28 protein-coding genes are annotated in these 23,957 nt (G+C 42.6%); 12 read left to right on the forward strand and 16 right to left on the reverse strand.

Features of this window, described 5'->3' with window-relative positions; all coding sequences use genetic code 11:
- Positions 1–28 precede the first annotated feature (28 nt).
- The 11 genes from FN732_RS01170 to bcp all read right to left on the reverse strand — a co-directional run bounded on the left by FN732_RS01170 (position 29) and on the right by bcp (position 9,527).
- Positions 29–931, reverse strand: coding sequence for a histone deacetylase family protein (locus tag FN732_RS01170; RefSeq protein WP_142933768.1), 903 nt, complete (start codon positions 929–931; stop codon positions 29–31).
- Complete coding sequence (gene rnr, locus FN732_RS01175) at positions 928–3,075, reverse strand: ribonuclease R (RefSeq protein WP_142933770.1); 2,148 nt, start codon at positions 3,073–3,075, stop codon at positions 928–930. Before rnr ends, FN732_RS01170 begins: the two co-directional genes overlap by 4 nt.
- The gene (locus FN732_RS01180; RefSeq protein WP_142933772.1) at positions 3,065–3,436 is read right to left on the reverse strand and encodes a toprim domain-containing protein; all 372 of its coding nucleotides are present in this window, start codon (positions 3,434–3,436) and stop codon (positions 3,065–3,067) included. Before FN732_RS01180 ends, rnr begins: the two co-directional genes overlap by 11 nt.
- On the reverse strand, positions 3,436–4,356 hold the full coding sequence (locus tag FN732_RS01185) for a hypothetical protein (protein WP_142933774.1): 921 nt from the start codon (positions 4,354–4,356) through the stop codon (positions 3,436–3,438). The genes FN732_RS01180 and FN732_RS01185 overlap by 1 nt, the downstream gene beginning before the upstream one ends.
- Positions 4,353–4,910, reverse strand: coding sequence for a C-GCAxxG-C-C family protein (locus tag FN732_RS01190; protein WP_142933776.1), 558 nt, complete (start codon positions 4,908–4,910; stop codon positions 4,353–4,355). The genes FN732_RS01185 and FN732_RS01190 overlap by 4 nt, the downstream gene beginning before the upstream one ends.
- Before the next feature lie 65 nt (positions 4,911–4,975).
- The gene (gene eno, locus FN732_RS01195; protein ID WP_142933779.1) at positions 4,976–6,265 is read right to left on the reverse strand and encodes a phosphopyruvate hydratase; all 1,290 of its coding nucleotides are present in this window, start codon (positions 6,263–6,265) and stop codon (positions 4,976–4,978) included.
- Positions 6,253–6,711: a tRNA (adenosine(37)-N6)-threonylcarbamoyltransferase complex ATPase subunit type 1 TsaE gene (gene tsaE / locus FN732_RS01200; RefSeq protein ID WP_142933781.1), complete on the reverse strand. Its 459-nt coding sequence runs from the start codon at positions 6,709–6,711 to the stop codon at positions 6,253–6,255. The genes eno and tsaE overlap by 13 nt, the downstream gene beginning before the upstream one ends.
- Entirely contained in the window at positions 6,704–7,093 is a 390-nt protein-coding gene (locus FN732_RS01205) for an ExbD/TolR family protein (protein ID WP_142933783.1), read from the reverse strand. The genes tsaE and FN732_RS01205 overlap by 8 nt, the downstream gene beginning before the upstream one ends.
- The gene (dapC, locus tag FN732_RS01210) at positions 7,090–8,244 is read right to left on the reverse strand and encodes a succinyldiaminopimelate transaminase (protein WP_142933785.1); all 1,155 of its coding nucleotides are present in this window, start codon (positions 8,242–8,244) and stop codon (positions 7,090–7,092) included. Before dapC ends, FN732_RS01205 begins: the two co-directional genes overlap by 4 nt.
- A 9-nt stretch (positions 8,245–8,253) precedes the next feature.
- Positions 8,254–9,054, reverse strand: a complete 801-nt coding sequence (locus FN732_RS01215; protein ID WP_142933787.1) for a TIGR04219 family outer membrane beta-barrel protein — start codon at positions 9,052–9,054, stop codon at positions 8,254–8,256.
- A 2-nt stretch (positions 9,055–9,056) separates the two neighbouring features.
- Positions 9,057–9,527, reverse strand: a complete 471-nt coding sequence (bcp, locus tag FN732_RS01220) for a thioredoxin-dependent thiol peroxidase (protein WP_142933823.1) — start codon at positions 9,525–9,527, stop codon at positions 9,057–9,059.
- Between the two features lie 111 nt (positions 9,528–9,638).
- On the opposite strand from bcp, the gene FN732_RS01225 reads away from it, so the two are divergent.
- The 6 genes from FN732_RS01225 to FN732_RS01250 are packed head-to-tail and all read left to right on the forward strand — an operon-like array spanning position 9,639 to position 14,039.
- Positions 9,639–10,088, forward strand: a complete 450-nt coding sequence (locus FN732_RS01225) for a DUF1931 family protein (RefSeq protein ID WP_142933789.1) — start codon at positions 9,639–9,641, stop codon at positions 10,086–10,088.
- 38 nt (positions 10,089–10,126) lie between these two features.
- Entirely contained in the window at positions 10,127–10,330 is a 204-nt protein-coding gene (locus tag FN732_RS01230; RefSeq protein WP_142933791.1) for a hypothetical protein, read from the forward strand.
- A complete protein-coding gene (locus FN732_RS01235; protein WP_142933793.1) occupies positions 10,327–10,845 on the forward strand; it encodes a ferredoxin domain-containing protein in 519 nt (172 codons plus the stop codon). The genes FN732_RS01230 and FN732_RS01235 overlap by 4 nt, the downstream gene beginning before the upstream one ends.
- 2 nt (positions 10,846–10,847) lie before the next feature.
- Positions 10,848–11,807, forward strand: coding sequence for a magnesium transporter CorA family protein (locus FN732_RS01240; protein ID WP_142933795.1), 960 nt, complete (start codon positions 10,848–10,850; stop codon positions 11,805–11,807).
- A complete protein-coding gene (gene waaF, locus FN732_RS01245; RefSeq protein WP_246051263.1) occupies positions 11,798–12,802 on the forward strand; it encodes a lipopolysaccharide heptosyltransferase II in 1,005 nt (334 codons plus the stop codon). Before FN732_RS01240 ends, waaF begins: the two co-directional genes overlap by 10 nt.
- 40 nt (positions 12,803–12,842) lie before the next feature.
- A complete protein-coding gene (locus FN732_RS01250) occupies positions 12,843–14,039 on the forward strand; it encodes a methionine adenosyltransferase (protein WP_142933798.1) in 1,197 nt (398 codons plus the stop codon).
- A gap of 20 nt (positions 14,040–14,059) precedes the next feature.
- Here the strand turns inward: FN732_RS01250 and FN732_RS01255 are convergent, their stop codons facing one another.
- Together FN732_RS01255 and FN732_RS01260 are read right to left on the reverse strand one after the other, a co-directional pair.
- Complete coding sequence (locus tag FN732_RS01255; RefSeq protein WP_246051267.1) at positions 14,060–15,094, reverse strand: KamA family radical SAM protein; 1,035 nt, start codon at positions 15,092–15,094, stop codon at positions 14,060–14,062.
- Complete coding sequence (locus FN732_RS01260; RefSeq protein ID WP_142933802.1) at positions 15,087–15,827, reverse strand: hypothetical protein; 741 nt, start codon at positions 15,825–15,827, stop codon at positions 15,087–15,089. Before FN732_RS01260 ends, FN732_RS01255 begins: the two co-directional genes overlap by 8 nt.
- A 36-nt stretch (positions 15,828–15,863) precedes the next feature.
- Here FN732_RS01260 and FN732_RS01265 point away from each other — a divergent pair, with 36 nt between their 5' ends.
- From FN732_RS01265 to FN732_RS01290, 6 genes are read left to right on the forward strand one after another with little or no spacing between them, the layout of a single operon-like run.
- Positions 15,864–16,613, forward strand: coding sequence for an MBL fold metallo-hydrolase (locus FN732_RS01265; protein WP_142933804.1), 750 nt, complete (start codon positions 15,864–15,866; stop codon positions 16,611–16,613).
- Positions 16,610–16,870: a hypothetical protein gene (locus FN732_RS01270; protein ID WP_142933806.1), complete on the forward strand. Its 261-nt coding sequence runs from the start codon at positions 16,610–16,612 to the stop codon at positions 16,868–16,870. Before FN732_RS01265 ends, FN732_RS01270 begins: the two co-directional genes overlap by 4 nt.
- 46 nt (positions 16,871–16,916) lie before the next feature.
- Positions 16,917–19,499: a preprotein translocase subunit SecA gene (gene secA / locus FN732_RS01275; protein ID WP_142933808.1), complete on the forward strand. Its 2,583-nt coding sequence runs from the start codon at positions 16,917–16,919 to the stop codon at positions 19,497–19,499.
- Between the two features lie 40 nt (positions 19,500–19,539).
- Positions 19,540–20,391: a C40 family peptidase gene (locus FN732_RS01280; RefSeq protein WP_142933811.1), complete on the forward strand. Its 852-nt coding sequence runs from the start codon at positions 19,540–19,542 to the stop codon at positions 20,389–20,391.
- 15 nt (positions 20,392–20,406) lie between these two features.
- Positions 20,407–21,846, forward strand: a complete 1,440-nt coding sequence (locus tag FN732_RS01285) for a DegQ family serine endoprotease (RefSeq protein ID WP_142933813.1) — start codon at positions 20,407–20,409, stop codon at positions 21,844–21,846.
- Positions 21,847–21,865: 19 nt separating this feature from the next.
- Positions 21,866–22,837, forward strand: a complete 972-nt coding sequence (locus FN732_RS01290) for a sigma-70 family RNA polymerase sigma factor (protein WP_142933827.1) — start codon at positions 21,866–21,868, stop codon at positions 22,835–22,837.
- A gap of 129 nt (positions 22,838–22,966) precedes the next feature.
- Here FN732_RS01290 and FN732_RS01295 read toward each other — a convergent pair whose 3' ends face one another.
- From FN732_RS01295 to FN732_RS01305, 3 genes are all read right to left on the reverse strand, one after another.
- Positions 22,967–23,410: a GatB/YqeY domain-containing protein gene (locus tag FN732_RS01295; protein ID WP_142933815.1), complete on the reverse strand. Its 444-nt coding sequence runs from the start codon at positions 23,408–23,410 to the stop codon at positions 22,967–22,969.
- A gap of 9 nt (positions 23,411–23,419) precedes the next feature.
- Positions 23,420–23,647 (reverse strand): 30S ribosomal protein S21, encoded by a 228-nt coding sequence (rpsU, locus tag FN732_RS01300; protein ID WP_142933817.1) that lies wholly within the window; start codon positions 23,645–23,647, stop codon positions 23,420–23,422.
- A 64-nt stretch (positions 23,648–23,711) separates the two neighbouring features.
- On the reverse strand, positions 23,712–23,957 hold a 246-nt coding region (locus FN732_RS01305), incomplete at its 5' end, for an integrase core domain-containing protein (protein WP_142933819.1).

The raw sequence follows: 23,957 nt of genomic DNA on the forward strand, positions 1-23,957 counted from the left end.
TAAAATTTTTAAGAAATTGTAATGTATCTCAGGAAGTTATTACATTCATGGAAATTCTCGAACATCTTTCAAGAGCTCTCAAGTTGTACCCTCCCTCAAGGGTAAAGAGTATCGGAACTGAGAGCTCCTTTGCAGACTCAACAATTTGGGAGACTACAAACTCAACGCCACTATCTGAAACCTCAAGGCCTGTAAGAGGGTCGTCCGAGTGTAGGTCGTACCCTGCAGATACAAGAATTACTTCAGGTTCAAATTCCCTTACGGTTTTTCTGAAAATACCAGAATAGACCTCCATGTATTCCCTATCACCACTTCCCTCCCCCATTGGAACGTTTAGGATGTGGTCGTTGTTCTCCTTTTCACTTCCCGTTCCAGGGTAGAAGGGATACTGGTGGGTTGAGAAGTAGAAGACGTTTGGATTGTCGTAGAATGTACTCTGAGTTCCGTTTCCATGGTGAGCATCAAAGTCAACGATAAATACCCTTTCAAAGTCTAAGGATAGGGCTTTTACTGCAGCAACTGCTACATTGTTAAATATGCAAAATCCCATTGCCCTATCCCTTTCTGCGTGGTGTCCCGGAGGTCTTACTGCACAGAAAACTGCATCAAACTCCCCACTTTTCAGTATTTCCACCCCTAACTCGTTAGCTCCTGCTGCCATTAGAGCTGAATCACAGGTGAACTGGTTGTAGTACGTATCGGGGTCGAAAAATCTTGGAGCTCTCTCCCGACAGGAGGTTATCACATCTGTTATGTAGTTTTCGCTGTGAATGGCCCTTAAGAGCTCGTAGGAAACTTGCTTCGGTTTTATTATCGGGAGCTCTGCCTCAAAAATGGGCTTCATGAAGTACTTGAGCCTTAGAGCGTTTTCAGGATGGGTTGGTAAATCGTGCTTTAAAAATACATCATCGTAGATAACTGCCAATTTCAACTCAACTTCCTCACGATTTCAAAGTCAGCCCTTCTACTTTCAACGTCGACACTCAAAAGTTTTGCAAGGACTCTGTCCCCGATTCTAAATACCGTTCCCGTCTTTTCCCCTACTAAACAGTACTGTTTAGGAACACATATGTAGTAGTCGTTCTTTAAATTTGTAACGTGAATGAAACCTGGAATTACCTGCTCTATCGTTTCTATGTAAAGCCCTTGTTCTGAAACTCCTGTAATTATTGCCTCAAAGACCTCTCCTACGTGGTTCTGTGCGTACTGGAGTTTTTTAAGTTCAACAACGTCCCTTTCTGCCTCGTCCGCCGTAATTGAGCGCTCCGTAACGTGCTTACAGACAATCTCTAACTTTTCCTCCCATGCAGGTATAGATTCAGGTTTGAACTCTCCCTTTAAAGCCATCTTTATGAGCCTGTGAAGCTGGAGGTCTGCATACCTCCTTATGGGAGAAGTAAAGTGGGTATAGTAGGTTGAAGCCAGTCCAAAGTGTCCAATGTTATCGGGGGAGTACTTTGCCCTTGCCATTGTTCTCAGCATTAAGTAATTGACCAACTTTTCCTCAGGTTTCCCTTCGACCTGCTCCAAAATTTTCTGGAGGAGCTTTGGCTGAACGTCGTTTTGAACGGAGGGAGCTCTTATTCCAAGTGAGCGAACAAAGTTGAGAAACTCCTGTAGCTTCTCCCTGTCCGGTGACTCGTGAACTCTGTATATACTCGGATAGTCCGTCCAGAACATGTACTCGGCAACGGTCTCGTTTGCTGCAATCATAAACTCCTCTATAATTCTGTGACTCCAGAGCCTCTCTGCCTTGTATATGTCTATCGGTTCCCCCTCTGCGTTGAGAACGACAACAGGCTCTGGAAGGTCAAAGTCTAAGGATCCCCTCTTGTACCTTTTCTTGTAGAGAATTTGGGCAAGTTCGTACATTGTTTTCAGGGAATCAACAACGTGGGGAAACTTATCTATAGCCTCCTCATCCCCATCAATTATTTTCTGAGCAATCGTGTAAGTGAGCCTTGCCTTACTGTGGATAACACTCTCGTATATCTTGTAGTCAACAACAAATCCCCTTCTGTTTATCTCCATTTCACAGGTAAACGTCAACCTATCTACGTTAGGATTGAGGGAGCATATTCCGTTTGAGAGCCTCTCTGGAAGCATTGGAATGCACCTATCTGGAAAGTAAACACTCGTTCCCCTCTTGTAGGCTTCCCTATCAAGGAAACTTCCCGGTTTTACATAGTGGGAAACATCTGCTATGTGGACAAAGAGTTTATAGTTACCGTTTGGAAGTTTCTTTATTGCAACTGCATCGTCAAAGTCCCTTGCATTTTCCCCATCTATGGTAAAACAAAGCTGCTCCCTTAAGTCAACCCTTCCTTCTATTTCCTCCTCTTTAACCTCAAGAGGAATTTTTTCAGCTTCTTCCAAAACCTCCCTTGGAAACTCAACGGGAAGGTCGTACTTTCTTATTATCAGCTCTATATCAAGCTTTGGACCGGTTTTTCCCAAGTTCTCAACCACCCTTCCTACAGGTCCCCTTGTTTCAGATGGATAGGAGATTATCTCTACAACAACGTAGTCCCCATCCTCAACGTTTTTACAGTCCTCATGGGTAAGAATAACGTCGTAGCGAATTCTCTTATCCTCAGGTACAACAAAGCATGACTTTTTGCTCTTTTCAACCCTTCCTACAATTTTCTTAACGGCTCTTTCAATTATCGAAACTATCTTTCCCTCTCTTCTCCCTTCCCTACCTTCCTTTACAATCTCAACTGCAACAATATCTCCGTTCATTGCTCCAGACATGTTTCTCCCTGGAACAAAAACTCCCTTTCCTCCCTCTATCGGGTCAACAAATCCGTACCCTTCTCTGTAAACACAGAGCTTTCCAACGACTAAGTTCAGCTTTTCAGGAAGGGCGTACTTTGCCCCTTTCAGCTTTACAAGTTTTCCCCTCTTTGCAAGTTCCTTGAGCTTTTCACGGAGCTCCCCCCTCTCCTCAGGTGGAATTCCCAAGTACTTAGCTATCTCCCTCGCCTTTAAGGGTTTGTTGAATCTATGTAGAGCCTCAAAAATTCCCTCCTCTATTCTCTTATCCCTCTCAAACTCGTTGACTTCAGATTCCATCTCTCCTCCTCAATTCCTCAACTATTTTTTCTACAAACTTCACTCCCGTTTGTCGGAGCTCCTCCCTAAAGCTCCCATCAACCTTCAGTCCGTATCCCTTTAAAATTCTGCTTAACTTGTTAAATATCTCCTCACCTTCAGGGTCGAAGTCCGTCAGTAAAACAACGCCCCTAAAATTTTCAGAGAGGTACTCCGCAACGTCGTGAAATTTCCTTCCCTTTAAATCTATTACATTTTCAACTCCCAACCTCTCTAAAGCTCTCCTGTCCCTCTTGCCCTCAACGAGTACTGCCCAATCTGGATGCTTTAGGTTAAACTGTCTCAACCTTACGAGAAAGTGCTTAAGTTCCTTTCCTTCCATTAGAACCACTTAACTAAGATTATTCCTACAGTAAAATTGTAAATTATCGGAAGCCCTGCCTGAAGTAGAAGTAGGTTCAGCGTAATCCTCAAGGGATAAAGCCCTACGTAGTAAGGGAGAAGATAAGCCCACCAGCTCCTAAGAAGAGAAAACATGGCATTTCCAACAGCCATTGTTCCCAGTATGTGAGTTATCCTTATTCCTTCCTTTATCATCAATTTTATAAGTCCGTAGGCAACGGGAGGGCTTATTGCAGCAGTTGTTATGTAGGTTATCTCAAGGGAGTTAAAACCTAAACTTCCAAAAACTGGATTTAGTTTAACTGTTAACCAGTTCATTATGCCATTCTTTATTAGAAAGACAACGAGTAAAAAGAGGGGAGTAAACTTTAAAAGAAAAAGAAGAGCTTCCTTAATTCCCTTCTTTATTCCCCTCTTTAAGCTCTCTACAGAAATTTCTGGTTTGAATCCATCAAGTTTTGAAATCTCAACCTGAGCACTTCTGTATCTCCTCTTTCCAACTACTGAAACGAAGATAAAGATTATTATGTCAAAGAAGAGCCTTAGGAGGGCATAGTAAACAGCGATAATTCCTATGAGGGGAAGGAGAACGGGAAGGTAGTAGCGGTAGAGAAACATAAGCCTCATCGGTAGGTTTGAAGCAAGAATGGCTAAATAGAGGTCTTTTGGTTCTATCTCTCCCTTTTTAAGGAGCTCAGAAGCAGCAACGTGAGCAGCCCTTGGGGTTATCAGGTAGAGAACAGGAACGTTTGTAAGTAGTGGGTGGAGTCCAAACTTTGAAAGGGAAAGGGTTTTTAAACCTATCCAGTTGACAGTTCCCGTTTCAACCAAGAGGGCTGCTAAGATGTAACCGAAAGAAACGGCAGTGACAATTACAACGTAGAGCTCTAAGAAGTTCATCTAACTTCTACAGGCTCTGAGGAGTACTTTTTGATGAGCTGGACCGTCTTCATAGCTACATCTGCAGTTATTGCTGCACACCTTTCTGCTCTTTCCAGACTCCTTGGAGGTACTCCAGCTTTTCTGCTCCAATTTAGAATGGAGTCTCTACACAGAATTGAACCAACTGCTACCTTTGGGAGGTCTTTGAACCTTTTTCCTTTGAAGATTGGAAGGGGAGTTCTGTTGTGAAAATCTATCAACTCCTTTGCAGCTTGAACTGAAAGTTCTAACGTAAGGGTTGCTGAAAATAGAAAAAACGCTCCCGTTAGAGCTCCACATACCACTCCCCATTTGTGGGGGAGTTTTTCTGTTAACATCCTAATTTCACTGTACGTTATTGGAAATTGGGCCTCTTCGTTAAATGCTGTAATTACCGCATACTCACAGTTGTAATCCCAATAGTAGCTGTAGGCTAACTCTCCTATTCTCTCCTCTGACGGTACCTCTATCTGAAAGGTTCCCAACTTACTCTGGATAAACTCTAAATTCTCAGAAATTTTTGAGAACTCCAAAAGTTTAACCTCCAGAAGTTTTGAAGGGGAATTTAGGAATTAAAGGAAGGGGGACAAGCCCCCGATTAGAACTCTAAGTTGTAAAAGACGTCCACTCCTTTAAATACTGCAGAGCCGTTCAGGATTTCCTCAATTCTCAAAAGCTGGTTGTACTTGGCGTTCCTTTCACTCCTTGCCGGAGCTCCTGTCTTAATCTGACCACTGTTTACAGCAACGGCAAGGTCTGCTATGAAGTTATCCTCGGTCTCCCCTGAACGGTGGGAAACGACAGTTGTGTAGTTTGCCCTCTTTGCCATCTCTATAGTTTCAAGTGTTTCAGTTACAGTTCCTATCTGGTTCAGCTTTATGAGAATTGAGTTTGCAAATCCCTCCTTTATTCCGATTCTGAGGAGCTCCGTATTTGTACAGAAAACGTCATCCCCTACAAGCTGAACCTTATCCCCCAATGCTGCAGTGAGAAGTTTCCAACCTTCGTGGTCGTCCTCTGCCATTCCGTCCTCTATTGAGATAATTGGATACTTCTCAACCAAACTCCTGTAGAAGTCAACAAGCTCTTCCCTGTTTAGTTTCTTACCCTCTCCAGAAAGCTCGTAAACTCCTTCCCCCTTGTAGAACTCACTTGATGCTGCATCAAGTGCAATGAGAACGTCCTCCCCTGGAGTGTATCCTGCCTCCTCTATAGCCCTTAATATTACTTGGATAGCCTCCTCATTTGATGTTAGGTTGGGAGCAAATCCCCCTTCGTCTCCAACGTTCGTTGAGTGCCCCATCCTCTTTAGAACCTTTTTAAGTGTATGGTAAACCTCAACCCCTATCCTAAGGGATTCAGAGAACGTTTCTCCTCCAACGGGCATTATCATAAACTCCTGAAGGTCAACGTTGTTATCCGCATGGACTCCACCGTTTAAAATGTTCATCATAGGAACGGGAAGCTCCTTAGCATTTGTTCCTCCAATGTACCTAAAGAGAGGAAGTCCCAACTCCTCGGCAGATGCCCTACATACCGCCATTGAAACGCCCAAAATTGCATTTGCTCCCAAGTTGCTCTTGTTGGGAGTTCCATCAAGCTCAATCATAAGCCTGTCAACGTTAGCCTGGTCTGCTGACTCAACTCCTATGAGGGCTGGAGCTATAACCTCGTTAACGTTTTTGACGGCCTTTAAGACTCCCTTTCCCATGTACCTCTTTGGGTCCTTGTCTCGGAGCTCCAAAGCCTCCTTCTCTCCGGTCGATGCTCCACTTGGAACGGCAGCCCTTGCAACTACTCCGCTTTCAAGGGTTACCTCTACCTCAACTGTAGGATTTCCCCTTGAATCCAAAATCTCCCTTGCCCTTACATCTGCTATTCTTGACATTTCTCCTCCAGAATTTCCTTTAATTTTTCGCAAATTTTACCCTTAGGGTCCTTTACCTTAAAGACTCTGTAGTCTCCCCTATCAGAGCACTCAACAACAATAGCATCCTCCTCACCTTCCAAGGACTCTCCCCACTCAAAGACCTTTATTCTCTTATCGGTTAAGAGCTCGTCAAGCCCCAAATCCGACAAATCTCCACTTCCTAACCTGTAAAGGTCGGAGTGGACCAATTTTTCATACTCATGAACAAGTGTAAACGAAGGTGACGAGACTTCATCTTCGGGAATTCCAAGTGCCGAGGCAATTCCCTTCGTTAAAATTGTTTTTCCACAGCCTAAATCTCCCTTTAGGATTAATAGAGCTCCCTCAGGAAGGACCTTTCCCAGAGCTCTTCCTAATTTTTTCGTTTCCTCTTCACTTTTAGATATGAACTCACACTCACTCAACTCTTTGCCCCACAAGAGATACCTTTTTGACACCAGACTTTCTTAACGTATCGAGGAGATTGAAAACGTACTGGTAAGGAGTTTCCTTATCTGCCTTAATGAAGACCCTCCTATCCTTTGGAATGACGTTTGCTACCTTGAGAGGGTCCTTGTAGAGCTTCCCCCTGTAGTATATCCTACCCCACCTGTCCATTGTGATTTTTACACTCTCTCCCATTTCCTGAATTGCTGCTCCGCCCTTTGGAACCTGAACTTTTATCTCCCCTCCTGAGATAAACTCGGTAGTTACCGCAAGAAATATAACAAGCATCAGTGTGAGGTCTAAAAGGGGAGAGAGGTTAATTTCAGAAATTAAGCTTCTTTTACGTTCCCTTATTTTCAAAGCTTAAACTCCTTGTGGGCTTTTATCCAAACTTCAACGGCCTCTCTACACTCCTCAACTGTTGGAACGAGGGCTATTCTGAAGAATCCCTCTCCTCCCTTACCAAAAAACTCTCCCGGAGAAATTACAATTCCGTAGTTTAGTAAATGGAGGGCATAGTCCTCTCCGGAAACTCCTTCAGGAAGCTTTACCCAGAAGTAGAAAGTGGCTTTAACGGGAAGAAACTCAAGGCCGATTTCCCTGAAGAATTTGTCAAATATCTCTGCCTTTTTCTTAAAGATTTCCCTCCTTTTCCTAACGTGTTCCTCATCGCTCCATGCCACTTTTGCAGCCTGCTGAACAAAGTCCTGGGATGCAACTCCAAAGGAAGAGCGGTACTTTAAAAACTCCTGAACTATTTTCTCATCACCTGCAACAAATCCCGACCTGTAACCCGTCATTCCACTTCGTTTAGAGAGTGAGTGAAATACAACAGCCCCCTCCTTACCAACTTGGAGGAGGGATGGAGGAGGCTCTTTGAAGTAAATTTCTGTATAGCACTCGTCAGAGCAGAGAATAATGTTATTTTCCCTACATATTCCGTAAATTTCTTCGAGGTAGGAGATTGGGGCTACAGCCCCAGTAGGGTTGTGTGGATAGTTAATCCAGACGATTGCTGTTTCTTCCAAGATTGATTTAGGAATTCTGTCGAGCCTCAGGAGAAATCTGTCCTTGTACTTAAGTTCGACTGGATGGGGAATACCTCCAGCAAAGAGCGTTCCCCTCTCATAAACGGGATAAGCGGGAGTTCCAAAGATTACCCTCTTCTTTTCTGAATCCGTATCTAAAAAGACTAAAGGAAAGTGAAAAATTGCCTCCTTTGAGCCGGCAGTTGGTATTACCTCTCTCTCCGGGTCAATTTCAACACCAAACCTATTTTTGAACCAGTTTGATACTGCCTCCCTTAAATCCCTTCTCCCCTTAACAGTAGGATACTGACTAACCTCGGGAACGGCCTCACAGAGAGCTCTCCTTATCCTCTCATCTGTAGGCTCCTTAGGGTCTCCCGTTCCAAAGTCGTAAATTTTTACTCCCTTCCTTCGGAGCTCCTCCTTTGCCCTGTTTAGCCTATCCATGGGATAGGCTTTCAGTTCCCTGATTCTCTTATTCATCTCTCTCCCTTAAAACCTTATTCCTGCCTCTGCAAAGACACCTTTAACTTTGAGGTCTGATGAAACGTCTGAAATATCGTCAATTTTTAGTCTCTGATATCTGTAACCAACTCCCAAGAAGGTGTGCTTTATAGGATAAACTTTTAACTCAGCTTCCGTCTCGTAAAACTTACTTCCACCGTATCCTACAAAGTTTCCTGATAATTCAAGTCCTACAAGGTCTATAGGTCTAATCTCTCCATCCAAGTGAACCATAGGAACCGGAATAGTTGCGGATTTACTGTCTTCGCCATTTCCTGCAGTACTTCTGTACTTAACCCTTACATATCCATCAATAACCTTTACGTTAACTCCCCAGTTTGCACTTACCCTTCCAGATGTTGCCTTTCTTAAAAAGGGAATGCTGTAAGTCAAGGTAACATCAACCTGATTCGCTCTTAGCTTTGACTCAACGTAAGACTTTGTAGGAACAGTTATTTTTCCGAAGGTAAAGGAGCTATTAACTACTCCACTCCCTGTAAACTTCATTCCCGTATATTGAACTTTTACATCCGGGAAAAGGGGAATTGGAATATCTGAAATCTTAAACCAACCTTCCCCCTTTGTTTCTGTACCAAGATTAAGGTCATCATCGACATCTACGTGTGTTTTTGAACTTACACCTGTTCCCTGAACACTGTCACTTTTGTACTCAATCCAACCTTCAGGATTCTCCCTCCAAGCACCTCCGCCTGCCGAAATTGTAATTGCGTTTGCTCCAGCTGTTGCTGAAAGGAGAAAAACTCCTGTAAGAGCAATTAATTTTCTCATCTTTATCTTTCCTCCTGAAGTTTTCTTAGCGTTTCTAGTACTTTATCGGCATGCCCCTTAACTCTTACCCTCTTCCAAACTTTTCTTACAGTTCCCTCAGGGTCTATTAAGTATGTCGTTCTAACAACCCCAAAGTACTCCCTTCCGTACATTTTCTTCTTCTGCCAAACTCCATAGGTTTTAAGAATTTCTTTACTTTCATCACTGAGAAGGGTTACCTTCAAATTCCTCTTTTCCTTAAATTTTCTATGGCTCTCAACGGAATCTGGACTTACTCCTAAAACAACAGCATTTAACTTATCAAACTCGTCAGTCCTTTCAGAAAAGTCTTCAGCCTCCTTTGTACAGCCGGGAGTGTTATCCTTCGGATAGAAGTAGAGAACTACCCACTTTCCTTTAAAATCCTCAAGGCAAACCTTTTTACCCTCATCGTTCTCTAAACAGAAGTTTGGAGCTCTTTTTCCTTCCTCAATGTACAACCTTTCCTCCAAAGCTAACTTTTAAAGATTATTCGAAATTATATCCTTGTCCTAAGCCATTGGTGAACTTAAATTTTGGAAAAGTAAAAAAACAAGGAGGGAGAAATGGCAGTTGTAGGATTTGCAAAGCTTGAAGCACTACTTAGGAAAGCAGCAAGCCTTGACATTGACAAGAACAAGGCTAAGGAGATTACAGACATTGTAGAGAAGAAACTCTACGACTTACTCCTAATCGGGGAGAGGAATGCAAAGTTCAACAACAGGGAGGTTATTTGGGAGTGTGACGTTCCTTTAACAAAGGGATTTTTGGAGTCTATGCATAAGTTCAGAGAGTTGGAGGAGGAATTCCCACTCCAGGATGTTTTAGACTTTCTTGCAACAAAGCCACCACTCAAGTATCCTTTGGAGGCTGAACTTGAAAAGAAACTCCCTGAAATAGTAGGAACTCTTATTTACATCCTTGCAAGAATCATGAAGGAAGTTGACCCAGGAGTCAGACAGCCTTCAAGTGAGGATATTGAAAGGGCTGGGAAAATTTTAGACCTAACGATGTAGTTAATGGGGGGATTTCCCCCTTCTTAAGGAGGAAAAACTTGGGAAAGCTAAACCTTAAAATGACTTTAAGGGAGTGCCTCCTTAAATTTCCCCAATTGGAGGAGACTCTGTACAAATTGCTCGAGGAGTGTATCTACTGTGAGGGATTTAAGGACGAAACGTTAGAAGAGGTCTTCAAAGCCCACAGAATTGAGCCTGAAAAGGGATTGGAGGAGTTGGAGAGAGCTCTGGAGGAGAGATGAATTTTCCCTACTATCAGGCAGTTAAAACTGTTGCAGAGCTAATGTGTTGCAGTGCAATTACTGCACCTAAAGGAAAGGGTGTAAATCTCCTTTATACAAAAATCTTTGAGGGAGAGGAAAAGGAAAAGGTTGCGGATTTAATGGAGAGAATAGGAAAGGAGAAAAACATTCCCTTTTTTATCAGGGATGCTAAAAATGTTAGGAATTCCCTTTTGGTAGTTTTTATTGGAACAGAGGTTAAACCGAGGGGAGTTCCATTCTGCGGTTTTTGTGGTTTTGAGAACTGTGAAAAATCGCTTGAGGCAGGAGCCTACTGTTCCTATGCAGTGGGAGATTTGGGAATTGCGATAGGTTCAGCCGTTAAACTTGCCTCTGAAAACAACATAGACAATAGAATTATGTTCTCCTTTGGTAAGGCTGCAATCGTGGGGAACTTTGTTCCTGAGGGAATAAAATTGGGTTACGGAATTCCACTTTCAGTTTCCGGTAAGAACATATTCTTTGACAGGAAATAGGAATGGGAAATGTTGCCTGGATAGTGGTTCCCTCTGGAGACGCAATTTCAACAATTTCTGTCCCCATTTCCTCCCTCGTTGAAAATGAAAAATTCCTGAAAAAGAGACCCTGCTGGATACACTTTAGGAGAATTGATGAAGCAACGGAGGAAATTCTCAAGGAGAAATTTTTAATAAACGAACTTTCATTGGAGGACTGTAAGAGTGAGGCCCGTTCAAAAGCTGAACCCTTCGAAAATTACATTTTTCTCCTTCTGATTTACTACGACGGGGGCATAAGCAGGCAGAAAAAACTCTGCGTTTTTTGGGGAAGCGACTTTATTATAACCGTTGGAAGTAGAAGATTATTTGAAGAGGCTAAAAAGGAGTTAATGTTAGAGGAGATTCCGTTTGGGGAGGGAGTTGAGAAGATAGTCTGGCTTATTTCAAGTTTAATCGCCGATAAGTTTCGCTACGTTACAGACTCCTTAGAGGAGCAGTCGGACGATATAGAGGCAAAGGTTTTCAAGGAACAGAGCCCGGAGCTCCTTGAGGACATATCCGACCTCTCCTACGAAATTTTAACCTTGAGGAGAGCTTTAAAACAGATAAGGGATACTTACAAGGTAGCAATTTCACTGTCTGGAAAGTTTGCAAATCCAGAAAACATCCACTACTTTCGGGATTTACTCGATGAAATAAGTATTCTCTACGATAGAGCTGAAACACTCCATGAGTTCATCCAAAACGTTCTAAACGTATTCTCTTCCCTCGTCAACTTTAAGCTGAACGATATTATGAAAACGCTCACAATTTTTGTTGCCATTTTAGAGCCACTCATGTTTATCTCCTCTTTCTACGGAATGAACGTTAAAAATCTACCCCTTGCAGATTCCTCCTTCGGGATAGTAGTTATCTCGTTCTTTATGTTGCTTCTCAGTATTGGACTTCTATACTACTTCCGTAGAAAAAGGTGGATTTAGGTGAAGAGTTGAGAATTCTCATCTATCAGACAGCCTTTTTAGGTGATTTAATACTCACCTCACCCCTTATAAAATCGGTTAGGAAATCCTTTCCAGATTCGCAAATTTTTCTCGTTGTGAGAAGGGGATTTGAGGGTGTCTTTTCGGGGTTTAACTACCTTAATATAATCGCTTCGGAAAAAAGCTCACCAATCAAGTTTTCAAAAGTGCTGAGGGAGTTAGATATAGATTTAGCAATTTCCCCTCACCGCTCCCACAGAACAAGTCTGACGCTCTTCCTATCGGGAATTCCAAGGAGGATAGGCTTTAACTCTTCAGGATTTTCATTTCTGTACACAGACACCGTAGAGCACAAGTTTAAGAGGGAACTTCACGAAGTTGACAGAAATCTCTCACTCTTAGAGCCCTTGAAGGAAGAATTTAACGTTTACTACGATAGCGAGCCGGAGCTCCCATTAAACGATAGTTACGTAAGGAAAACCTTGGAGAAATTTTCACTCGAAAAACCCTACGTTGTTCTTGCACCAGGCTCAGTTTGGCATACAAAGGCCTGGATTCCAGAGTACTATGGGGAGGTAGCCCTTTACCTTTTTAAAAGGGGTTATCAGGTAGTCCTTGTTGGTTCGAAGTCTGATGCTGAATACTGCCTAAGGGCCTTTGAAAGCTCAAAGGGGAAGGCAATAAACCTGTGTGGAAGAACAAGTCTAAAGGAGTTTTTCTCAATAATTAAAGGAGCCAACTTGGTGGTTTCAAACGACTCCTCTCCGGTACACGTTGCCGTTTCTGTAAAAACGCCTGTAGTTGAAATATACGGTTCAACAGTTCCAGAGTTTGGTTTTTTCCCCTACGGTAGAGGAGAAATTGTTGAACTGAGAGGGTTAAAGTGTAGACCCTGTGGAATCCACGGAAGAAGGAAATGTCCAGAGGGACACTTTAAGTGTATGGTAGATTTAAAGCCTGAAATTGTTATTGAAAGGATAGAGAAAATTCTATGATATATTTCGTCTCTTCAAACAACCTTCAGGAGGATGTTAAATGAACGTTAGGGTTACTCCACTTGATATTCAGCCGGTTAATAACCAGGAGATAGAGATTGTTGAAAGAAAGGGGGTAGGGCATCCTGATACAATATGCGATGCCCTTGCGGAGAGGTTGTCGGCTGAACTGTGCAAAATTTACTATGAGAAGTTTGGATTTGTCCTCCACCACAACGTTGATAAGAACCTACTTGTAGGTGGAAGTGCCGTTCCAAAATTTGGGGGAGGAGAGGTAAAGGAACCTATAGAAATCTTCCTATCTGGAAGGGCAATAAAGGAGTACAAAGGGGAAAAAATACCTGTAGATGAGATTGCTGTCGAATGTGCTAAGGATTGGCTGAGGGAGAATATTCACGCGATAGACCCTGAAAACCACGTAAGGATTCACACGTACATAAGGCCAGGTTCTGTTGATTTAGTTGACATATACATGAGGCAACTTAAGGCTGGACTTCCCCTTTCAAACGATACCTCGTTTGGTGTAGGTTTTGCTCCATTCGATGAGTTAGAGAATGTTGTTTACCACGTAGAAAGGAGGCTAAACGATAAGGAGTTTAAAAAGGCTCACCCCGAAGTTGGTGAGGACATAAAAGTTATGGGAGTAAGGGTAGGTGAAAAGATAAAAATAACGATAGCCTGTGCTTTTGTTGATAAGTTTGTCAAGGACATAGACGACTACGTGGAGAAGAGGGAAAATGTAAGGAGGACCGCATTAGACGTTGCAAAGAAGTTCACGGTTAGGGAAGTTGAGGTAGATATAAACACCGGTGACGACATAGAGAATCAAAACGTTTACATAACTGTAACTGGAACATCTGCAGAGGCCGGGGATGACGGTGAAGTCGGAAGGGGTAATAGGGTAAACGGGCTGATTACTCCTTACAGACCTATGAGTCTTGAGGCGGCAGCCGGAAAAAATCCGATTACCCACGTAGGAAAGCTTTACAACATAACGGCAAACGATATAGCTAAGAGCGTGACGGAGGAGATTCCTGAAATTGAGGAAGCCTACGTCTACATGGTGAGTCAGATTGGAAAGCCGATAAACCAGCCTCTCGCTGTTGATGTAAAGGTAAGGTCTGCTGAGAACTTGGAAGCCTTCAGACCTAAGATTGAGGTAATAGTTAATGAAAACTTGTCAAGAATGAATGAAATCTGGAAGAGACTTATAAACGGAGAAATAACAGTTTACTAAGGGGGATTTGTCCCCCTTTTCTATCTATCCTCCATAAAAAATTTCTTTCCATTAAAGCTCTCAAAGATGTAACCATCTTTAATTTTTCTAAACCTTTTAGGCATTACTGGAACCTTTCCAAGCCCTCCAGGACCATCAACTGCATAGTAGGGAATCGCCAGAGGGGAGAGCCTTTTAAAGAGCTCTTTCACAATCTCAACTCCTAGTGTTATAGTAGTTGAGAAGTGCATAACTCCCTTAACGGGGTCACAGTGGAAGAGGTAGTAGGGACGAACCTTTATCCTTTGAAGTCTTGAAAAGAGCTCCGTTAGAGTATCAACGTTGTCATTTACTCCCTTCAGTAGAACAGTTTGATTGTTTACTGGAATTCTCCTCTCCAAAAGCCTCCCCACTGCCTCCTTTGAGACTTCCGTAATCTCATCAGGATGGTTAAAGTGGGTGTTTATCCAGACCTTTTTTCCCCTTTCAAGGACGTTTAATAGGTTCTCATCAAACAACCTTTCAGGGTCAACAATCGGAATTCTCGTCCCTATTCTGACAATATCAACGTGTTCTATTCTTTCTAAACCCGATAGAAGTCTTTCAAGCCTTTCCAAAGGTAGGGTAAGAGGGTCTCCTCCAGATATTAAAACGTCCCTAACTTTAGGATTTTCCTTGATGTAAGAAAGAGCTTTCTCTATCTCCCCTTCGTCTATAAAAAATTTCGGCTTAAGCCAGTTCCTCTTTCTCATACAGAATCGGCAGAGGACAGGACAGAAATTTGTCGTTACGATTAAAACCCTGTCTGGATACCTGTGTGTAAGGAAGGGGGTTTTCTTATCCCTCTCCTCACATAGAGGGTCAAGCTCCCCAGGAGATTGAATTTCCTCATCAATTTCCTCCAAAGAGGGTAGGAGCATCCTTCTTACTGCTTTTGAGCGGGAGGCAAGTTTTAAATAGTAAAGACTTGAGGAAAAGGGAAAAACAGGAACCACCTCTTTAAAGGCCCTCTTTTCCTCCTTAGAGAGGTTGATGTGGCTTTCGACATCTGAAAGTTCCGTTAAGACTCTACTCAAACTTCCACCCACACGTTTCAAGCTCGCCGTAGATGGAGTCCCTCTGTCCAAATCGGACAAATTTAATCGTATCCTTTTCGAGTTTTAAGTAAACTGCCCTGTATTCGCCGTAGGGAGAAGTAACTCTTATTCTGTAGATATCGTGCTTGCCGTCCCTCTTCAGGAGCCTCGATGTTGAATTAATCCTTGAAAGTGAGGAGATAAAGCTGTCAAAGAGGAAAGGCCTTACAGAGACCTCTTTAACCATGTCCTTTCTAAACCTCTTTGAGAAGAGAACCTTAATGTTTTTACCCCCGGCAACGAAACTTCCGAGTGAGTTGAGGGCAACTTCAATGAAGAGCTCCACCTTAGATTTAGGAACCTCCTGAGACCTTAGCTTCTCTATCTCCCTGTTCTTCTGTGAAATCTCTCCCTTGAGCTTGGATATCTCCTCATTAAGGGACCTAATTTTTTCTCTGTACTCGTCAATCCTGCTAAGCTCTTTTTCTTTCTCCTTAATCTCGTTTTCCCTCTTTTTGAATTCCGAAACTTGATTCTGAAGGACTGCTATTTCCCTGTAGAGCTCTTTTATCTTCCTGTCCTTTCCCTTTAGCTTTTCATTCAAATTCTTAATCTGACCTATTAAATTTTCCCTCTTTTGTACCTTCCTCTCCTTTCTCTCCTCCAACGTTTTGAGTCTCTTTTCCTCTGCCTCTAAAAAGAACCGCTCTATATCGCTAAAACCCTTTTCCATTGCAATTCTCCCTCGGTGAATTAAAATCAGGAAACTATGAGGATACTAATAGAAAATTTAGGTCACTCTACATTCCTGGTAAAGTTAGGTGGTTTGGAGATACTGACAGACCCCTTTTTGAGCGAATCTGCAGGTGGAATAAAAAGGGTAGTTCCACCAGCAAGGAGTCCGGAGGAGCTCTCTCCAGACGTTGTTCTCATCTCCCACGCCCACTACGACCACTTAGACCTGAAAACACTTTACAGATTAGGAGGAAAGTTTGAAGTACTGACTCCCAAAAACTGCCAGAAGGTTATCAAGGAGAAAAAGGTTAAGGAATTAGACTACTTTGAAACAGTAGAATACAAAGGGATAAGTTTTACGCTCGTTCCTGCAAGACATAACAGAGGAAGAAATATCGTCTATCCAGACACAAAGGTAGGGGGATTTATAGTAGAGTGGAGAGGAACTACAATCTACTTTGCAGGGGATACTGCATTCTCTGAGCACCTTTACAACCTTGTATCGTCCAAATTTAAGGTTGATATCGCAATGCTTCCAATAGGGGGATTCCTACCTGCCATTTTCAGGAGATTCCACCAAACTCCCGAGGAGGCAGTTAAGGGATTCAAAATTCTAAGGGCAAAAGTTTTAATCCCAATTCACTATGGTACGTGGCACGTTATTCCTTTTTACGTTAGGAAGGAAAGAGCAGTTGAAAGACTTCTCTCCTACAGTTATATTTCACAGATTAAGAGTAGAGTAAGTGTAATTTATCCAGGGAAAAAGAGAGAGATAGAAATATGAAGTTTAGAAAGCTGATAATAGGAATTTTCATCGTAACTGCCGTTGTATGTTCGGGAGGAGACCTACTTCTATCCTCAAATACCTATACAAACCATCCAAAGGTATCTGAAGTTGTTGCTGAAAATAATTTAAATCCTGAAGAAGGAGAAATTAAAGAGAAAAAGGAACTACCTGAAACGGCTCTCCTCTATAAATTTACCCTTAAAATAGCTCAAAGGTTTAAATCCTCCCCACCGAGGGCTTCCCCTCCTGTTTAAAATTCCATAAAACCACTTTTTCTAAAACCAAATCTGGAGGGAAGCCTTGATTAATGCAATTTTAAAGAAGGTTTTTGGTAGCAGAAATGAGAGAATTATTAAGAAAATAAGACCAATAGTCGATAGGATAAATTCACTTGAAGGTGAATTTGAAAAGAAGAGTAGAGATGAACTCCTTTCACTGACAAACAAATGGAGGGAGGAGCTCTCCAAAATCCCTGACGACAGAGAAAAGTTCAGATACATGGACAGGATACTTCCAGAGGCATTCGCTGCAGTTAGGGAGGCTGCGAAGAGGACTCTGGGAATGAGGCACTACGATGTTCAGCTAATCGGAGGAATAGTTCTCCACCAGGGAAATATTGCAGAGATGAAGACAGGAGAGGGAAAAACCTTAGTTGCTACTCTTCCATCCTACCTAAATGCCCTTGCAGGAAAGGGAGTTCACGTCGTCACAGTTAACGACTACTTAGCAAAGAGGGACGCTGAGTGGATGTCCTCAGTTTACAACTATTTAGGTTTATCCGTAGGTTACCTTCAGAATCAGATGGAGAAGGAAGAGAGAAAGGAGATGTACTCTAAGGATATAACCTACGGAACAAGCTCCGAATTTGGTTTTGACTACCTAAGGGATAACATGGTCTTCTCAAAGGACGATAAAGTTCAGAGGGAACTCTTTTACGCAATAGTTGACGAGGCAGACTCCATTTTCATTGATGAGGCAAGAACGCCCCTGATAATTTCTGGACCATCTGAGGAGAGTGTTGACGTTTACTACATTGCAGATGGAATTGTAAGACAGCTCAAAAAGGACAGGGACTTTAAGGTTGAGGAGAAGACAAAAACTGCAACACTTACAGATGAGGGAATAAGAAGGGTTGAGGAAATTGTTAAGAAAACAACGGGATTGAAGGACTTTAACCTTTACGACCCCAAATACTCAGACTTACTCCACGCAATAATCCAGTCTATAAGGGCTCACCACCTGTTCAAAAAGGACGTTGACTATGTAGTGAAGGATGGAAAGGTAATAATCGTTGATGAATTTACAGGAAGGATTATGCCGGGAAGGAGGTGGAGTGACGGTCTCCATCAGGCAGTTGAAGCGAAGGAAAGGGTAAAAATTGAGGCTGAGAACCAAACCCTTGCAACGATAACTCTTCAAAACTACTTCAGGCTCTATAAGAAGCTTGCAGGTATGAGTGGTACAGCGGAAACAGAAGCAGCCGAACTGAAGGAAATCTACGGCTTGGACGTTGTGGTTATTCCAACAAACAAGCCGGTCATAAGAAAGGACCATCCAGACCTTATCTATAAGACGAAGAGGGCAAAGTTTGAGGCAGTTATAAGGGAGATTGAGAGAAATTACAAAATAGGAAGACCTGTTCTTGTTGGAACAAACTCGATTGAGGACTCTGAGCACCTTTCTAAACTCCTGAGGAAGAGGGGAATTCCTCACCAGGTCCTCAATGCTAAACACCACGAAAGGGAAGCTGAGATTGTTGCTCAGGCTGGGAGGTTAGGAGCTGTAACAATAGCAACGAACATGGCAGGAAGGGGAACCGACATCCTCTTGGGTGGTAACCCTGAGTTTTTGGCAAAGAAGGAGTTAAAGGAGAAGGGAATTACCCCCGAAAGGGTTGGAGAGGAAAAGTACAGGGAGATTTATGAAGAAACACTTAAAAAGTACAAGGAGATAACCGAGAAGGAGAAGGAAAAGGTTAAGAAGTTAGGAGGACTCTACATAATAGGAACGGAGAGGAACGAATCTCGAAGGATTGACAACCAGCTAAGGGGAAGGGCAGGAAGACAGGGAGACCCTGGAGAATCAAGATTCTTTCTCTCTTTAGAGGATAACTTACTGAGGCTCTTTGGTTCTGACAGAATCAAGAAGATAATGGAGGTCATGAACGTTCCTGAGGATGAACCCATTACCCACAAAATGGTGAGCAAAGCTCTTGAAAATGCCCAGAGGAGAGTGGAGGAACAGAACTTCCAGATAAGGAAAAGGCTCCTCGAGTACGATGAAGTTTACAACGTTCAGAGAAAAGTGATTTACGAGCAGAGAAATAAGATTCTTGAAGGGGAAAACTTTAAGGATGAAATTTTGGGTTTCTTTGAGGACATTGCCTGGGAACTTGTAGATACCTTCGCCCCAGAGAACGTTCTTCCCGACGAGTGGGACTTAAAGGACCTCAGAAGAACACTTGAAACGAGGTTTGGCTTTGAATTTCCTATTCCTAACTCCTACGAAGAACTGATGAACACTCAAGTTGAGGGAGCTCCAACAGACAGGGAAAAGTTGGCAAAACTTATATACGATACCCTAAAGGAGAAGTACGAAGAACTTGAAAACCTTGTAGGTAGCGGTCAACTTAGGGAAATAGAGAGAATGATTCTCCTTGATAGGCTGGACCACTACTGGAGGGAGCATCTTAGAGCTCTTGACCACATCAAGGAAAGCATAGGCTGGAGAGGTTACGGCCAGAGAGACCCAGTTGTTGAGTTCAAAAAGGAGGCCTATCAGCTCTTTGAGGAGCTCCTTTCAAATATTGAAAACGGAGTTGTCGATTCCCTCATGAACTACTACAAGTACGTGAAAGAGCAGGTAGATGCCCTAACTATTTGATTTGTTAAAATCTATAGTTGAACTTAAAGGGGGAGATGGATTGAAGAGATTCTTACTTTCGGCTCTTCTCGTTCTTTTAGCCTCTACCCCTTCATTTTCACAGGTTTACATAGTTAAGAGGGGAGACTCCCTCTACAAAATTGCAAAGAGGTTTCATACAACAGTTTCAAAACTAAAGAGGGAAAACCACTTGAGAAGCTCATTCATCAGGCCAGGCCAGAGACTCTACATTCCAACCCGTTTCCATTCGGTTGAGTGGTACAGAAAGTTCAAGCCTAAAAAGAGCTCCGAAACGATAGCTTTTATCGAGGAAAGCGCTGATACAGGAAGGATTGTTTCAAAGGAGATATATCCAATAACGGATATTGTTTACAGGGAGTCGGAGGAACTTGCATCTGTTTTATCCACACCTTTAAATGTAAAGTACGACAACTGGAGTCTTTCAATTCTAAACGATTCAGAGTATAAGGGAACTTTTTTTAAACTCCTTGCCGATATTTTTAAGGAGATTAAAAATACCCCCTACGTTTTTGGGGGTACAAATCCCAAGTTTGGCCTTGATTGCTCCTCATTCACAATGTACGTTTACCGTAAGTTGGGGATTAACCTTCCCAGGACAGCAAGGGAGCAGTTTAACGTTGGAATACCGATAAGTAAAAAGGAGCTTAAGCCCGGTGATTTGGTCTTCTTCAGAACCTATGCGAGCTATCCTTCCCACGTTGGTATATACATAGGGAACGGAAAGTTTGTCCATTTTTCATCGATGTTTCACGGGCTTGCAATTTCATCGCTGAAGGACAGGTACTTCAAAAGGAGATTCTTAGGTGCAAAGCGGATATTGAGTGAGAAGAAAATAAAGAGGATAATGTACGCCGTAAAAGAGAAAAATTAAAAGGGAGGTTGTGCGATGAACACAGGACAGCTTCTAAGAGGGGCAACTGCATTTATTGCAGTTCTTTCCCTGGTCTCTTCAACTGCAAAGGCTAAGGTAGACGTATCCCCAAAAGACTATCAGGTTGCTGAATCCCTTCAAAAAGTATTTGAAAGTGTAGCTGAGAAAGTAAAGCCGGCTGTTGTAAACATAAGCACCGTTTCTGAAGTTAGAGTAAGCCATCCTCCTATTCCTCCAGAGTTTAGGGACTTTTTCCACGAATTTGGAATTCCCTTCCCCCAGTTTCCCAATAAGTTCAAGACGAGAGCTTTAGGTTCGGGATTTATCGTTAAAGTTAAGGACGGCTGGGCTTACATTCTCACAAACAACCACGTTGTTGCAAATGCCAAGAAGATAAGGGTTAAATTGAGTGACGGCTCAGTTTACAAAGCAAAGGTTGTAGGGAAAGACCCCAAAACTGACGTTGCTTTAATAAAGATAAAGGTGGGAAACAAAAAGGTTCCTGTTGTTGAACTTGGAGATTCCAATAACATAAAAGTTGGAGAATTTGTCATTGCAGTTGGAAATCCTTATGGCCTTAACTGGACCGTAACCCACGGGATAGTTTCCGCAAAGGGTAGACACGGCTTAGGCCTAAATCCCATTGAGGATTTTATTCAAACGGATGCTGCAATAAATCCAGGGAACAGTGGCGGTCCCTTGTGTGACATTCACGGTAAGGTAATAGGTATAAATTCAGCAATTGTTAGAGAAGCGCAGGGCTTGGGGTTTGCAGTCCCCATAAACATTGCCAAAAAGGTTATGAACGACCTTCTTAAGTATGGAAAGGTTATTAGGGGATGGCTTGGAGTTTACATAGAGGACGTCTCCCCAGACCTTGCTCAGAAGTTCAACGTCAAAGGTGGGGTCCTTGTAACTAAGGTTATGCCTGGTTCTCCGGCAGAGAAGGGAGGACTAAAGAGCGGTGACATAATTGTCAAGTACAACGGTGAAGACGTTAAAAATGTTGCAGACCTTCAGTTGAAGGTTATAAACACCCCACCTGGAAGAAGAGTTCCAGTCACAATTATTAGAGACGGAAAAACAATGGTTCTCAATGTCAAGATTGGTCAAATGCCTGGAACGGAAAACCTTGCAACTGTTGACCTGATGTCTAAATTTGGTCTTTCTGTTCAGAAGTTGACTCCAGAACTTCGCAAGAGGCTTGGTATCCCTAACTGGGTTAAAAACGGTGTTATTGTAACTTCAGTTAAGCCAGGTTCACCTGCAGAGGATGCAGGACTTAGAGAAGGAGACATAATTGTAGAGGCCGGAATAACCCCAAGGAGCCTTAAGCCCGTTAGAAAAGTTGACGATTTGATTAAGGTCATTAAACAATCTGGAAGTTCGGGAGTTCTCCTCAAAGTTGTGAGGGGAGAAGGTGTCTTTTACGTTGTTCTGAAGCCTGAGGAGTAATCGAATGAAGGAGAGGGTAATGGTAGAAAAGGAGTTCTTCTTAGACGATGAAGAGAATGTAGGGTTTGAGAATATTGAATCTATGGAAGGAGAAGGGGAATTCGGTTTACTTGGTGATAACCTTAATCAAGAGATAGACCCTTCTCTTATTGAAAGTTTTGTTCCTGACAAGGATTCTTTAGATGCCTTTTTAAAGGCCATATCTAAGATTCCTCTTTTAACAAGAGAGGAGGAAATTGAACTCGCCAAGAGGGCAAAGAAGGGAGATAAAGCAGCACTTAAAAAATTGGTTGAATCAAACTTGAGGTTCGTCGTAAGTGTTGCAAAGAAGTACTTGGGTTGTGGACTTCCCCTACACGACTTGATAGCTGAGGGGATACTGGGGCTTATTGAGGCTGCGAGGAGGTTTGACCCAGACAAGGGGGTAAAGTTTATCTCTTATGCAGTTTGGTGGATTAGGCAGTCTATTATGCAGGCACTTGCCCAGCAAACGGGAGCTGTGAAAATACCCGTTAAACAGGCTGTTTTGGTTAACAAGATTACCCGTTCTTACGGGGAGCTCCTTAAAAAACTTGGAAGAGAACCCACAATTGATGAACTTGCCGAGTACGTCGGAATGGAACCTAAGGAAGTTGAAAGGTTGCTGTCCATCTGCCAGGTTCCCCTCTCCCTGGATACCCCCATAGGGGACGAAGAGGATACAACCTTTAAGGACTTTCTGAAGGGTGAGGGAACTGCAGAGGTAGAGGAAAAGGTTGTTCAGGAGGAGCTTAAACAGAGCATTCAGGAAATGTTGGAACAGCTAACACCTCAGGAGAAGAGAATAATAATCATGAGGTTCGGCCTTGATGGGAATGAACCAAAGACCCTAAGGGAAATCGGTGAAAAGTTGGGAATAAGCAGAGAGAGGGTAAGACAGCTTGAAACAAGGGCTAAAAAGAAGATGAAGGAGTATGCTCTAAGGAAAAAGTTGAATGTTTTCTTGAACTAATTCTGGACTGCCCTCCTGGGCAGTCCTAAAAAAATAGAAAGGTGCCCTACTTCCTTGAACGTACTATGAAAACCCCCTCCAATTATCCAAAGAAGCAGGGCACCTTTGTTTTAATTATAACAGAATTTCTTAAGAGAGCAATTCCTTTACAATCCTATTAACAAGTGAACCGTCAGCCCTTCCTTTAACTTTAGGCATAACAACCTTCATTACTTTTCCAATATCCTTAGGTGAAGAAGCTCCAGTTTCCTCTATTGCTTCCTTAACAACCTGTCTTATCTCTTCCTCTGTCATCTGCTTAGGAAGGTAGGATTCAACAACTGCAAGCTCAGCCTTTTCCTTCTCCACCAAATCCTGCCTTCCGCCCTTTTCGTACATTTCGATGGATTCCCTTCTCTGTTTTGCATACTTCATTAGAAGCTGAACTATCTCATCGTCTGTAAGCTCTCCCCTCTTTTCAATCTCCGCATTCTTTATGAGGGAGTTTATCATTCTAATTGTCGATAGCTTAACCTTATCCTTGGCCTTCAAGGCCTCTTTCATATCTTCTTTAAGGCGTTCTTTAAGACCCATAGTTTCTCCCTACTTCTTCTTTTTCTTACCCCTTGGAGGAAGGAGACCACGCTTCTTGAGAGCTTTAATCAACCTCTTCCTTGCGGCCATTGCTTTTCTCTTTCTCTTCTCGGAAGGCTTTTCGTAGTATTCCCTCCTCTTGATTTCTGTGAGGATTCCTTCCTTTTCACAAAGCTTTTTAAATCTCTTGAGGGCTCTTTCAAAGGTCTCTCCTTCCCTAACGTAAACAGTTGCCATTAAGCATCGCCTCCTTTTATAGGGTTTTTCGGCAGGCAATTATATGCTTAATATTTTGTTTTGTCTACTTTTTGTTCTCGTTCAATACATGGTGGACACCCTGGAGTTTTTTAATATATTCCTCAAACTTCTCTACTGGAGTCTTATAACCAAGACCTTGATGAGGCCTAACGAAGTTGTAAAAGCTTAGATACCTAAATAGTTTCCTGTTCATTTCATCAACTGTCGGCTCAGTCCCTTCTATCATCCACAGTTCCTTCTCCACCGTCTGTATGAACCTTTCAACATGTGCATTGGTCTTGGGAGACCT

This window comes from Balnearium lithotrophicum (assembly GCF_900182585.1).
In the GTDB taxonomy this organism is placed as follows: Bacteria; Aquificota; Aquificia; order Desulfurobacteriales; family Desulfurobacteriaceae; genus Balnearium; species Balnearium lithotrophicum.

Bases quoted from the DNA above. Each gene is read 5' to 3' on its own strand.
- rnr (WP_142933770.1), bottom strand. From the start codon at position 3,075: ATGGAATCTGAAGTCAACGAGTTTGAGAGGGATAAGAGAATAGAGGAG.
- FN732_RS01235 (WP_142933793.1), top strand. From the start codon at position 10,327: ATGAATTTTCCCTACTATCAGGCAGTTAAAACTGTTGCAGAGCTAATG.
- FN732_RS01225 (WP_142933789.1), top strand. From the start codon at position 9,639: ATGGCAGTTGTAGGATTTGCAAAGCTTGAAGCACTACTTAGGAAAGCA.
- FN732_RS01215 (WP_142933787.1), bottom strand. From the start codon at position 9,054: ATGAGAAAATTAATTGCTCTTACAGGAGTTTTTCTCCTTTCAGCAACA.
- FN732_RS01285 (WP_142933813.1), top strand. From the start codon at position 20,407: ATGAACACAGGACAGCTTCTAAGAGGGGCAACTGCATTTATTGCAGTT.
- dapC (WP_142933785.1), bottom strand. From the start codon at position 8,244: ATGAATAAGAGAATCAGGGAACTGAAAGCCTATCCCATGGATAGGCTA.
- FN732_RS01185 (WP_142933774.1), bottom strand. From the start codon at position 4,356: ATGAACTTCTTAGAGCTCTACGTTGTAATTGTCACTGCCGTTTCTTTC.
- FN732_RS01180 (WP_142933772.1), bottom strand. From the start codon at position 3,436: ATGGAAGGAAAGGAACTTAAGCACTTTCTCGTAAGGTTGAGACAGTTT.
- FN732_RS01270 (WP_142933806.1), top strand. From the start codon at position 16,610: ATGAAGTTTAGAAAGCTGATAATAGGAATTTTCATCGTAACTGCCGTT.
- FN732_RS01250 (WP_142933798.1), top strand. From the start codon at position 12,843: ATGAACGTTAGGGTTACTCCACTTGATATTCAGCCGGTTAATAACCAG.
- FN732_RS01240 (WP_142933795.1), top strand. From the start codon at position 10,848: ATGGGAAATGTTGCCTGGATAGTGGTTCCCTCTGGAGACGCAATTTCA.
- rpsU (WP_142933817.1), bottom strand. From the start codon at position 23,647: ATGGCAACTGTTTACGTTAGGGAAGGAGAGACCTTTGAAAGAGCCCTC.
- FN732_RS01290 (WP_142933827.1), top strand. From the start codon at position 21,866: ATGGTAGAAAAGGAGTTCTTCTTAGACGATGAAGAGAATGTAGGGTTT.
- FN732_RS01265 (WP_142933804.1), top strand. From the start codon at position 15,864: ATGAGGATACTAATAGAAAATTTAGGTCACTCTACATTCCTGGTAAAG.
- FN732_RS01260 (WP_142933802.1), bottom strand. From the start codon at position 15,827: ATGGAAAAGGGTTTTAGCGATATAGAGCGGTTCTTTTTAGAGGCAGAG.
- FN732_RS01295 (WP_142933815.1), bottom strand. From the start codon at position 23,410: ATGGGTCTTAAAGAACGCCTTAAAGAAGATATGAAAGAGGCCTTGAAG.
- eno (WP_142933779.1), bottom strand. From the start codon at position 6,265: ATGTCAAGAATAGCAGATGTAAGGGCAAGGGAGATTTTGGATTCAAGG.